Annotated in this window: 10 protein-coding genes; all 10 read left to right on the top strand. The window is 67.0% G+C overall.

The window, feature by feature from the left end:
- Position 1 precedes the first annotated feature (1 nt).
- On the top strand, positions 2-1,510 hold the full coding sequence (locus tag FJX73_08400) for an NADH-quinone oxidoreductase subunit M (GenBank protein ID MBM3470795.1): 1,509 nt from the start codon (positions 2-4) through the stop codon (positions 1,508-1,510).
- Positions 1,511-1,519: 9 nt separating this feature from the next.
- A complete protein-coding gene (locus tag FJX73_08395; protein MBM3470794.1) occupies positions 1,520-2,962 on the top strand; it encodes an NADH-quinone oxidoreductase subunit N in 1,443 nt (480 codons plus the stop codon).
- 166 nt (positions 2,963-3,128) lie between these two features.
- Positions 3,129-3,491 carry a hypothetical protein gene (locus tag FJX73_08390; GenBank protein MBM3470793.1) on the top strand — a complete coding sequence of 121 codons (363 nt, stop codon included), beginning with the start codon at positions 3,129-3,131 and terminating at the stop codon, positions 3,489-3,491.
- The gene (locus FJX73_08385) at positions 3,488-5,437 is read left to right on the top strand and encodes a hypothetical protein (protein MBM3470792.1); all 1,950 of its coding nucleotides are present in this window, start codon (positions 3,488-3,490) and stop codon (positions 5,435-5,437) included. The genes FJX73_08390 and FJX73_08385 overlap by 4 nt, the downstream gene beginning before the upstream one ends.
- Positions 5,438-5,549: 112 nt before the next feature.
- Positions 5,550-5,765, top strand: a complete 216-nt coding sequence (locus FJX73_08380) for an ATPase (GenBank protein MBM3470791.1) — start codon at positions 5,550-5,552, stop codon at positions 5,763-5,765.
- Positions 5,766-5,774: 9 nt separating this feature from the next.
- On the top strand, positions 5,775-6,362 hold the full coding sequence (locus tag FJX73_08375) for a hypothetical protein (protein MBM3470790.1): 588 nt from the start codon (positions 5,775-5,777) through the stop codon (positions 6,360-6,362).
- A gap of 12 nt (positions 6,363-6,374) precedes the next feature.
- Positions 6,375-7,406: a V-type ATPase subunit gene (locus FJX73_08370; protein ID MBM3470789.1), complete on the top strand. Its 1,032-nt coding sequence runs from the start codon at positions 6,375-6,377 to the stop codon at positions 7,404-7,406.
- Positions 7,399-7,716: a V-type ATP synthase subunit F gene (locus tag FJX73_08365; protein MBM3470788.1), complete on the top strand. Its 318-nt coding sequence runs from the start codon at positions 7,399-7,401 to the stop codon at positions 7,714-7,716. The genes FJX73_08370 and FJX73_08365 overlap by 8 nt, the downstream gene beginning before the upstream one ends.
- Positions 7,717-7,746: 30 nt before the next feature.
- The gene (locus FJX73_08360) at positions 7,747-9,507 is read left to right on the top strand and encodes a V-type ATP synthase subunit A (protein ID MBM3470787.1); all 1,761 of its coding nucleotides are present in this window, start codon (positions 7,747-7,749) and stop codon (positions 9,505-9,507) included.
- A gap of 4 nt (positions 9,508-9,511) precedes the next feature.
- Positions 9,512-11,604: V-type ATP synthase subunit B (locus tag FJX73_08355; protein ID MBM3470786.1), on the top strand; the 2,093-nt coding region annotated here is incomplete at its 3' end.

Here is an 11,604-nt window from a genome sequence, read left to right as displayed (position 1 = left end):
AATGGAACGCTACCTGCTGACAATCACGGTGTTCCTGCCGCTGCTCGGCGGGTTGATAATCCTGCTGATCCCGAAGGGCCGGGACGAGCTGATGAAGTGGGTGGCCGCCGCCGCCGCCGGGCTCGCCTTCCTGGCATCGCTGTGGCTCCTGGGGCCGTTCGAGATCGGCACCGCCGGCATGCAGCTCCAGGAGCGCTATCTGTGGATCCCCGGGATCGGCATCAACTACCACCTCGGCGTGGACGGGCTGAGCCTTCCGCTGCTGATCATGACCGCGCTGCTGTCCCTGCTGTCGGTCGCCTACTCCTGGCGCATCGAGATGCGGCTCAAGGAGTACCTGTTCCTGTTCCTGCTGCTTGAGACCGGGACGCTGGGCGTCTTCGTGGCGCTGGACTTCTTCCTGTTCTTCGTGTTCTGGGAGATCACGCTGGTGCCGATGTATCTGCTGATTGGCATCTGGGGTGGCCCGCGTCGGGAGTACGCGGCGATAAAGTTCTTCCTGTACACCCTTGTGGGCTCGCTGGCGATGCTGCTGGCGATCATGCTTCTCTACTTCAACGCCGAACCCCGTACGTTTGGGATCCTCGAGCTGATCCAGCAGCAGCCGCTGGCCCGGGCGCCCGCGCTCGCGGCGCTGGCGTTCTGGGGCTTCTTCCTGTCGTTTGCGATAAAGGTGCCGATGTGGCCGTTCCACACCTGGCTTCCGGATGCGCACGTGGAGGCGCCCACCGCCGGAAGCGTCATCCTGGCGGCGGTCCTGCTGAAGATGGGAACGTACGGCTTCGTCCGGATCAGCCTGCCGATGCTGCCGGAGACCTTCAAGCTGTTCGCCTACCCGATCGCGATCCTGGCGCTGCTGGGGATCGTCTACGGAGCCCTCGTGGCCATGGCGCAGCCCGACCTCAAGAAACTGGTCGCCTACTCCAGCGTCAACCACATGGGGTACGTGATGCTGGGCGTCTCTGCCGCCGCGGCCGCGGTGGGCATCCCCGAGAAGGCGCACGCCGCCACGATAGCGCTCAACGGGGCGGTGTTCGAAATGGTCGCCCACGGCATCATCACCGGCGCGCTGTTCCTCATCGTTGGTGTCATCTACGACTACCGGGCGCACACCCGCGGCGTGGCCGAGTTCGGCGGCCTGGGCGCCAGACTTCCTGTCTACACCGGCGTCACCATGATGGCGATGCTGGCCTCGCTGGGCCTGCCTGGGTTGATGGGGTTCGTGGCCGAGTTCCTCATCTTCGTGGGATCGTTCGGCGTGTTTCCCGAACTGACCGCCCTGGCGGTCACCGGCGTGATCTTCTCGGCCGCGATGTTCCTGTGGACCATCCAGCGCATCTTCCTGGGCCCGCTCAACCCGAGGTGGGCCGATCTGCCCGATCTGGACCGGCGCGAGGTGATCTCCCTGGCGCCTCTGGCCGCGATCATGCTGGCATTCGGGGTCTACCCACGGCCGCTGCTGGACATGATCAACGTAGCCATGACGAGCCTGGTGGCTGTGCTGCGGTAGGGATTCCCGATGCCGATACCGATTGAAGATCTCTGGTCGCTCGTCCCCGAGTTCTGGCTCACGGGATTGGGCCTGTTGCTGGTGGCGCTCGATTTGTTGCTGCCGGGCGACCGCAAGCGCCTGGTGGGCTGGACGGCCGTCGTGGGGCTGCTTCTCGTCCTGATGCCCATTCTCGGGATGCTGGGCACGCCCGCCCGCACCGTCTTCTTCAACGCCTACGCGGTGGACGGCTTCGCGATCTTCTTCAAGCTCATCGCCGTGGTTGCCACAATCCTGGTCATCCTGTCCGCCATGGATGCGCTCCGGGGGCGCACGGGCTTCGAGGGCGAGATGTACGTGCTGTTGACCTTCGCGGCGTTGGGCGTGTGCCTAATGGCGGCCAGCGCCGACCTGATCCTGCTGGCGCTCTCGATCGAGTTCGTGAGTCTCTCCTCGTACGTCATGGCCGGGTACTTCAAGTCCGACGTCCGGAGCAACGAGGCCGGGATCAAGTACTTCCTGTTCGGCGCCGCCTCCTCGGCCGTGATGATCTACGGCTTCTCGATCCTCTATGGCCTGACCGGAGAGACCAACCTCTACGCCATCGCCGATCGGGTTCGGACCGCGCCCCAACCCGCCCTGGTGCTCGCGGTGGGCATGGCGCTAGCCGGTCTGGGGTTCAAGGTCTCGATGGTCCCGTTCCACCAGTGGACGCCGGACGTCTACGAGGGCGCGCCGACGCCGGTGGCGGCATTTTTGGCCGTGGCGTCCAAGGCAGCTGGGTTCGCGGCGCTGGTTAGGTTCCTGATGGTCGCCATCAATCCGGGCCCGGTGGACTGGGTCGCGCCGATCGCGGGCCTGTCCGCGGTGAGCATGACACTGGGCAACCTGCTGGCCCTGCCGCAGCGCAACATCAAGCGGATGCTGGCGTACTCCAGCATATCGCACGCCGGCTTCCTGCTGATGGGGGTCGCGGCCCACCGTGGCGACTTCGGCGCCCCCGGCCTGCTGATATACCTGCTGGCGTACACGTTCACAAACCTGGGCGCGTTCTTTGTCGCGATAGCGGTCGGAGCAAGGTTGGGTTCGGACGAGATACCAAGCTACGCCGGCCTTGCGCAGCGCTCGGCCGGCCTGGCCGCCGTCATGGCGCTGTTCATGCTGTCGCTGACCGGCATACCGCCCACGGGCGGGTTCCTCGGCAAGTTCTACATCTTCGGCGCGGCGGTCAACAACGGGCTGCTGTGGCTGGCCGTGGTGGGGGTGGTCAACAGCGTGGTGGCGTTGTACTACTACGTGAACGTGATCCGTGTCATGTACCTGCTCCCTTTGCCTTCGGGTGGATTGGCGGCCGAACCGGCGCCCCTGCGCCTGGCCCTGGGGATAGCGGCGCTGGGGACCCTTGTGATTGGGGTCTTCCCACAGCCGTTTGTCGTCCTTGCTGGGGCGGCCGCGATGCTGCTGCGGCTGTAGATCAGAAGGAAGGGCTCGACCGAACGTCGGAAACCCGCGCGGTGGCCGGATCCTGCCCCGCCTTGACGGGTCAGGGAGGGGCCGCTAGTCTGAAGTGTGGATTGAGCCCCCCGGGGCCCCGCGTCCTGGGGGTTTCTGCTGACATAATGGCGAGGGCCGGTGGAGTATGGGCGGACACAAACCAGCGGGGAGCAGAGGCGATCACGGCACAGGCGAGCACTTCCTGAAGGTCATCGCCGACCGGGAGCGCGAGCTCGAGGCCCTGACCGCGGCCGCCCGCGACGAGGCCGCGGCCATCGTCGCCCGCTCGCGCGCCGAGGCCGAGCAGATCGCCCGCGACGCCCGCGCCGAGGCCGCCCGACTGGCACGCGAGTCCGAGGCCCGAGTCGCCGACGAGGCCCAGCGGATTCAGCACGAGGCCCAGGACCGTGCCGAGCGCGAGATCGAGAGCCTGCGCGGGCAGGCGGCGAACCGGCTTGAGGTGGCCGTGGCACGCGTGGTGGAGCACGTGGTCAAGGGCGGCGCATGATCGTCGAGATGCGCCGGGTGCTGGTCTTCGGCCCCAAGCGGCTGCTGGGCGGGGTCGTGGAAGAGGTCCAGCGCATCGGATCTCTGCACATCGAGCGGGTCGAGTCCCCGGACGGATCTGTCAGCGCCGTGCAGATGGGCGAGGAGGCCTCGGCGGCTCAGGCGGCACTTGAGCGCGCCCGCCTCCGCGCCTCCGGTCTGCTCAGCCTGCTCCCGGCCGTGCCCCCGGCACCGGGCAGCCCGGAGGAGCTCGCGGACCCCGAACCGCTCGACGCGGCGCTGGCCGGCATCGAGGCCGAGGTGGCGGTCCTCACCCGGCGGCGGCTCGAAGCCGAGGAAGAGTTCGAGATGATCCGGACGTACGAGGGCGCGGTCCGTGTGCTCTCCCCGCTGCTCGGTGCGCTGTCGGGCAGCCGGGCCCTGGAGTCCGTTGGCTTCATCCTGCGCGGCAAGGATCTCTCGGTTGTCACCTCACTGCGCAACCAGCTCAGCGAGATGACCGGCGGCCGCATCGAGGTAGTCAGCCGCACGATCGAGGAGGGCAAGATCGGCGTGGTCGTGGCCTTCCTACACCGCGACGCCGAGACGATCCGTGGATGGCTCACCAGGGCAGGGATCAGCGAGCTACGCCTGCCCGCCCGCTTCTCCGGTAAGGGGCCTGCCGAGGCGGTGCGCCAGATGGAGCGTCGGCGCGCCGAGCTGCCGGGCGAGATCGCCGGTATCACCACGTCGCTGGCCGACCTCTCTCGCAGGCACCGCCCCCGGGTGACCGCGCTCTTGGCGCTCATCTCCGACCGGCTCGCGCAGTTCCGCGCCATGGTTCACCTTGCACAGTCGCGCTACGCCTTCATCCTGCACGGCTGGGCGCCTGCCGATCGCATTGTCGAGATCCGCGGCGCGCTGCAGGCCAGGTTCGGCCGCGACGTTCTCGTTCACGACCTGCCGGCCGATCCACACGACGCCGCGGCGGTGCCGGTGCTGCTGGACAACCCCTCAGTGATCAGGCCGTTCCAGCGAATGCTGGGGCTGTTCAAGCCCCCGCGCTACGGCACGCTGGACCCCACGATCTATCTAGCAATCTTCTTTCCGGTGTTCGTCGGGATGGTCATCGGCGACGTGGCATACGGTGCCCTGCTGTTCGCCTTTGGCTGGTGGATGCGCGGCAAGGCCCGCAGGCGAGAGGCCTGGGAAGTTGCGCTGGGCAGCATCAAGATGGGGATGCGCATCGCTCCCACAGTGCTTGCCGACATGTCGTGGGTGATCCGGGTTATGGCCACGTGGGTGATCCTCTTCGGGGTTCTCTACCTGGAGATCTTCGGCAATCTCATCGAGCACCACTTCGGGTGGCATCCGGCCTTCAACCGCGTGGTCCTGGCGACCCCCTTCTTCTACATGACCGTGGCCGTTGGCGCTGTGCAGGTGGCGCTGGGATACTTCCTCCACATGGTGCTGGCGGTGCGCCACCGCCACCTGGTTGGGGTGTTCGAATCCCTGGCGATGCTGAGCGGTGTCGCTGCCCTGCTCCTGCTGCTTGGGGGCATGGGCGACATCGTCCCGCCGAGCCTGATGGGCCCCGGCGTCGTGCTGGCCGGAGGGTTCCTTGCGTTCCTTCTGATCGGGGTCGTGCTCAAGCCGTTCTCGCTCATGTGGTTGCTCGAGGTGATCTCGGGCATGGGCAACGTGCTCTCATACGCCCGGTTGTTCGGCGTGGGCCTGGCGGCGGCGGTGCTTGCGAACGTGTCCAACGAGCTGGGCGGCGGAATGGGGCCGGTGTGGGTCGGCGTGGTCGCCGGTATACTTATCCAGATGTTCTTCTTCGTGTTTACGTTCGCCGGCCACATCATCCAGCCCGCCCGGTTGAACTGGGTCGAGTTCCTGACCAAGGTGAAGTACCATGATGAGACGGGCAACTCATATCAGCCGTTGCACAAAACAGGAGGTGACTAGCTTGAAGAAGGCGGTGTTCGTCGTTGTTACACTAGGTGTGATACTGCTCGCGGCCGCGTCGGTCGCGCTGGCCGCGGAGGCCGCCCCGGCTGCGGGGGTCAAGCAGCTCACGCTGGCTCACGGGCTGCTGGGCCTGGCCGCGGCGCTGGCGGTGGCGTTCGGCGCGATTGGAACCGCGTGGGCACAGTCGCGCATCGGCGCGGCCGCTGCCGGCGCCATGGCCGAGCGCCCGGAGATCGGCGGCCAGATGCTGATCTTCCTGGTCCTTCCAGAGACCATGATCATCCTTGGCTTCGTTATCGCTTTCTTCATCGTTCAGAAGATCTAGGACCGGGCAATGGCGGGAACGGATTCTGAGTTGATTGCACTTCTCGAACGCGAGGCCGCCTTTGAGCGCGAGCGGCTCCTGGCCGAGGCCAGGGCTCAGGCCGAGGCCATCCGGGTCGAGGCACAACGCGCTGCCGACGAGATGCTGGCCGCGACGCGGGAGCGGCTTCAGGCCGATGCGCGCGCGGCGCTGGTCAAGGCGAAGAGCACAGCGATGCTGCGGGCCTCGTCGCTGGTACTGCAGGCCAAGGAGGACGAGATCTCCCGCGTGTTCGCGCAGGCCTACTCAGCCCTGGAGTCGCTGGCCGCCGACGCCCGGCGCTACCCGGAGGTCCTGCGCCGGTTCATCGAGGAGGGGCTGGCGACCCTGGGTGGTCAGGGGGTCGTGATGGTGGCCCAGGCGGACCAGGCGACTGCCGAGGCGCTGATCCGCGAGCACGGGTGGGAGGCGACGGTGTGCGCCGATCCGGCAATCAACGGCGGGGCACGCCTCGCTTCGCCCGACGGGCGCCTCGTCGTGACAAACACCCTGGCCTCACGGCTCGAGCGCGCGCGACCGGCGCTGGCGGCCGAGGTGGCCAGGACGTTGTGGGGATGACGGTCCGGCGCGATGCCTGACTTTCCGTACATCAACGCGCGGGTGCGCGCCATGCGCAGCCGGCTGCTGACCACCTCACAGCTGGATGATCTGCTGGGGTCCCCGGCGCTGCCGGCGTTCCTGCAGGCCCTGGCCTCCACGCCCTACGCCGGCGACCTCCAGGAGGCCCTCGTGCGATTCGAGGGCGTCCGGGCCGTGGACGAAGCCCTGGCCAGGAACCTCCAGCGCACCACGCGGAAGATCCTGGGATTTGCCGACGGCCGGTCCTTGGCGCTGATTGAGGTGGTCCTGCTGCGGTGGGACATGGCAAACCTCAGGGTGATAGTGCGCGGCAAGTACGCCGGCCGACCGGCCGACGAGGTGACGGCGGCGCTGCTGCCCGCGGGCACGCTGGGCGAAGCCGTCCTCAAAGAGATGATCACCGCGCCTGACCTCGCCGGTGTGGCCGGCACGTTGGAGGCGGTAGGGCATCCCTTCGCGCCGGTCATGGCCGCTGCCGCGGCCGGTTACGCCGCGGATGAGGACCTCCTCGCGTTCGAACTGCTGCTGGACCGCGCCTATGTCGAGCGCGGCCTGCGGCAGACCCGTGGGCGCAGCGGCGACGCGGCGGCGCTGCGCGAGGTGATCCGAGCCGAGATTGACGCTGCGAACGCCAAGACCGCGCTCAAGCTAGCGTCGGCAGGCGGGATGGACGAGGAGCAGCGGCTGCGCTTCTTCATCTCCGGCGGCGTGCTACTTCCCGCGGACCTGTTCCTGGCCCTGTCCGCTTCGAGCACGCAGGCGTCCGCCTGGCGCAAGCTGCGGATCAGCGGCTTCCCGGTCAGCGACCTCCCGGAGACCCCGATGGAGTTTGAGCGCGCCCTGGATCTGGCGACGGCGCAGGCGCTGGCCGGGCGCTATCGTGGCGACCCGCTCGGGCTGGACATTGTAATCGGGTACCTGGCGCTGAAGACCTACGAGGTGGCCAACCTCCGCCTGGTGGCGCGGGGCGCGTTCCTGGGGCTGCCGCGCGAGGCGGTGCGGCGGGAGATGGTCCGTGTTTAGGCTGGCGGTGATCACCGATCCCGAAACGGCGACCGGCTTCCGTTTGGCGGGCGCCGAGGTGCGTGAGGCCGGCACACCCGCGGAAGCGTTGGAGCACCTGCGCCACTTCGTGACGCTGGACTACGGGGTGGTCGCCGTGAACGAGACGCTGCTGGAGGGCGCCAAGGAAGAGCGCGCGCGTCTGCTGCGTGACCGCGATCTCCCCATCATCGTCCCGTTTCCGGCGCCCCACGCCCAGATCGAGGGCGGCGAGGCGTACGTGGCGCGCCTGGTGAGAGAGCACATCGGTTTCTACGTGAAGCTGCGCTAGCGGACGGCCGGAGTGTATGGAGGGACTGCCATGACCACCCAGGGCACCATCATAAAGATCGCCGGGCCGGCGGTCATCGCCAGGGGGATTCCCGGAGCGCGCATGTACGATCTGGTACATGTGGGTCAGGAGGGCCTGCTGGGAGAGATCATCCGCCTCGACGGGGACACCGCGTTCATCCAGGTATACGAGGACACCTCGGGCCTGACCGTCGGTGAGCCCGTCACGAGCACCGGCACACCGCTGGCCGTCGAGCTCGGCCCCGGGTTGCTGACCGGCATCTTCGACGGGATCCAGCGGCCGCTCGCCAGCCTCCGTGCCCAGAAGGGCGACTTCCTCGCGCGCGGCGCCGTCACCGAAGCGCTCGATCGCTCGCGGCGGTGGGCTTTCTCGCCGGACGCCGCGTCCGGGAAGCGGGTGGGCCCAGGCGACGTGATCGGCACCGTGACGGAGTTCGGGTTTGAGCACCGCGTCATGGTGCCGCCGTCTTTCCCTGGCGGCGAGGTCACCGAGATCCGGGCGGGTGAGTTCACGGTGGACGAAGTGATCGGACGGCTCTCGGATGGCGCCGAGCTGCGCCTGATGCACCGCTGGCCGGTGCGGGTGCCGCGGCCCGTGGCACGGAAGCGCGATCCACGCGAGCCGTTCATCTCGGGGCAGCGCATCATTGACGTGCTGTTTCCTGTGGCAATGGGCGGGGCGGCCTCGATCCCAGGCCCGTTCGGTTCCGGCAAGACCGTCATGCAGCAGACGCTGGCCAAGTGGTCGAACGCCGACGTCATCATCTACGTGGGTTGCGGCGAGCGTGGCAACGAGATGACCCACGTGCTGGACGAATTCCCCGAGCTGGAGGATCCGCGCACCGGACGGCCCCTGATGGAGCGCACCGTGATCATCGCCAACACCTCCAACATGCCGGTGGCGGCGCGTGAGGCCTCGGTCTACACCGGCATCACCATGGCCGAGTACTGGCGCGACCAAGGGTACAAGGTGGCGGTGATGGCGGACTCGACCAGCCGCTGGGCCGAGGCGATGCGCGAGATCTCCTCGCGGCTGGAGGAGATGCCCGCCGAGGAGGGCTACCCGCCATACCTGTCCAGCCGGCTGGCCGCCTTCTACGAGCGGGCCGGCCGCGCGGTCTGCCTGGGGCAACCCGAGCGGGATGGCTCGGTGACGGTTGTGGGCGCGGTCTCTCCGCCTGGCGGCGACCTTTCCGAGCCGGTGACGCAGGCGACGCTGCGCATCACCGGGACGTTCTGGTCGCTGGACGCCGGGCTCGCCAACCGGAGGCACTTCCCGGCGATCCACTGGCTGCGGTCGTACAGCCTCTACACCCCGTTGTTCAAGGAATGGTACCGGGAGCACATGCCTGAGGATTTCGAAACGCTGCGCGACAGGGCCTCGGCGCTGCTCCAGCGGGAGGCGGAGTTGCAGGAGATCGTGCAGCTTGTTGGTCCCGATGCGCTGCAGGACGACCAGCGGCTGGTGATCGAGGTCGGCAAGATGCTGCGCGAGGATTTCCTGCAGCAGTCCTCGTTCTCTGAGACCGACGCCCACTGTCCGATGGACAAAGCCTGCGGGATGTTGAGGGCGATCCTGATGTTCTACGACATGGCGGGCGCGGCCCTTCGGAGCGACGTTCCGATGGACGAGATTCTCAACCTCAAGCAAGTAGAGGAGATCGCCCGCCTGAAGGAAATGCCCAAGGACGAGTTCGGGTCCTACATCGAGTCCTGGATTGCGAAGCTGCCCGAGGTCTTCAGGGCGAAGGCTCCAGCAGGAGGTGCGTAGCGCCATGTCACTGGCTACCAAGCAGTACCGGTCCATCTCCTACATCTCGGGCCCGCTGCTTTTCGTCGAGGGCGCGCGCGACCTTGCCTACGGCGCCATCGTGAACATTCACATGGCTGAAGGCGGCATGCGCGGAGGCCAGGTGATCGAGGTTTCAGAGAAGAACGCGGTGATACAGGTCTTCGAGGAGACCGCCGGGCTGGACTTGGCCCGCACGTCCGTGAGTCTGCGCGAGGACGTGGCGCGAATCGCCTGCTCGCGCGACATGATAGGACGGCGGTTCAGCGGACTGGGCGAGCCGATTGACGGCCTCCCGCCGATCATCCCCGAGAAACGGCTGCCGATCATCGGCACGCCCATAAACCCCGTGGCCCGGGAGCGACCCCAGGAGTTCATACAGACCGGCATCTCCTCCATTGACGGGCTCAACACGCTTGTGCGCGGGCAGAAGCTCCCGATCTTCTCGGGCGCCGGGCTGCCCCACAACGAGATCGCCGCTCAGATCGCGCGTCAGGCCAAGGTGCTGGGGGGAGGCGAGGAGTTCTCGGTTGTCTTCGCCGCAATGGGTATCACCCAGCGTGAGGCGGCCTACTTCATCGAGCAGTTTGAGGCAACGGGCGCGCTGGCCCGCAGCGTGGTCTTCCTCAACCTGGCCGACGACCCGGCGATCGAGCGGCTGATGACCCCGCGCATGGCGCTGACCACCGCCGAGTTCCTGGCCTTCGATCTGGACATGCAGGTACTGGTCATCCTCACGGACATGACCAACTACTGCCTGGACGGCGACACGGAGATCATCCTGGGTGACGGGCAGATCGTCACCATCAAGGATTTCGTGGAGAGCCCGCGGACGACCGCGGCCGCCAGTTGGGACGGTGCAGGCATTCGGCCGGGACGGATCAGTCGGGTCTGGAAGCTACGCGGGCCACAGAAGCTGCTCCGCATCAAGACACGGTCTGGAGCCGAGGTTCGGGTCACCCCTGACCACAAGATTCTCATTGATACCGCTAGCGGCCCCGAGATGGTTCCAGCAGAAGCCCTCAAGACCGGTGACGAGATCTACGCCGCGCGGAAGATTCCGGTGCCTCACCCCTGGCACCCGTCCTTCTTGGAATTGCTTGCCGAACGTGAGGTGAACGAATCCTTCTTCGTTCACATGAAGAACGGTCTGGTCAACGGTCTGCTGCGCGAGAAGTACGGAAGTGTCCGCAGGGCGGCCCAAGAGCTGGGGCTCCCGTACGGGCGCCTCACGGATTCGTACAGGAAGCGGCGGTATACCGTCGGGGATTTGCGGACGATCGCGGACGCGGTCGGTACAGGGCTGGCTGTTTTCACTGAAGAGGCCGAACGGATCACCTCCGGCAAGCACTCGGGCCTGACGCTCGGGGGCGATCCCGTAAGCGAAGATCTGCTCTACGTCCTGGGTCTGGTTGCGTCCGACGGCACCGTGTACGAGAACCAAAAGCAGGGGGCGTACTACATCTCGTTCACAAACTGCGACCGGCAACTCATCGAGCGCTTCCGCGATACCCTCAACGGGTTGTTCCCCGGCCTTCAAGTGCAGCTGCACAGAAACCAGGACAATGTGTGGATGGCACGCGCCAACAGCCGAGCCCTCGTCCAGGTGGCGAGGAGGTTCGGGTTGCAGGACGATCTCAAGCCTATCTTCCGGCTCCCCGAGCCGTTCATCGCCGCCTTCTTGCGAGGGTACTTCGATGGAGACGGCTGCTGCGTGTTTAGGCCCGGCGCCCGCACAGCGCGTCTTCGGATGACGACGGTCGAGCGAAAGCGGGCCGTACGGCTGCAACAGCTGCTGAGGCGGCTGGGAATCGTGAGCCGGCTGCAAGGGCGGGAGAGCGGCGGCGGCTTCGGAATCCGCCGCGTCTACGACGTGGTCATCGCAGGTCAGCCGTCCGTTGTCCGTTTTGCTGAGGACGTCTGTGCGTTGCATCCGGCGAAGCGCAGGAAGCTTGAGCACGTACGCGCGATGTACGGGGAGGGTCACGGGACGCGAAGGGCGAGCGCGTTTGAGGCTGCCCCCCGTGCATGCGGCGGATTGGTCCGCTTGTTGAGGAAGCGATACGCCGTGAATGGTGC

The organism is Armatimonadota bacterium (assembly GCA_016869025.1).
Classification (GTDB): Bacteria; Sysuimicrobiota; Sysuimicrobiia; order Sysuimicrobiales; family Humicultoraceae; genus VGFA01.
The sequence above is the reverse complement of the archived record's forward strand: the minus strand, read 5'-3'. Positions and strand labels throughout refer to the sequence as shown.

Coding starts and splice junctions, on each gene's coding strand:
- FJX73_08400 (MBM3470795.1), top strand. CDS start 2: ATGGAACGCTACCTGCTGACAATCACGGTGTTCCTGCCGCTGCTCGGC.
- FJX73_08395 (MBM3470794.1), top strand. CDS start 1,520: ATGCCGATACCGATTGAAGATCTCTGGTCGCTCGTCCCCGAGTTCTGG.
- FJX73_08390 (MBM3470793.1), top strand. CDS start 3,129: ATGGGCGGACACAAACCAGCGGGGAGCAGAGGCGATCACGGCACAGGC.
- FJX73_08385 (MBM3470792.1), top strand. CDS start 3,488: ATGATCGTCGAGATGCGCCGGGTGCTGGTCTTCGGCCCCAAGCGGCTG.
- FJX73_08375 (MBM3470790.1), top strand. CDS start 5,775: ATGGCGGGAACGGATTCTGAGTTGATTGCACTTCTCGAACGCGAGGCC.
- FJX73_08370 (MBM3470789.1), top strand. CDS start 6,375: ATGCCTGACTTTCCGTACATCAACGCGCGGGTGCGCGCCATGCGCAGC.
- FJX73_08360 (MBM3470787.1), top strand. CDS start 7,747: ATGACCACCCAGGGCACCATCATAAAGATCGCCGGGCCGGCGGTCATC.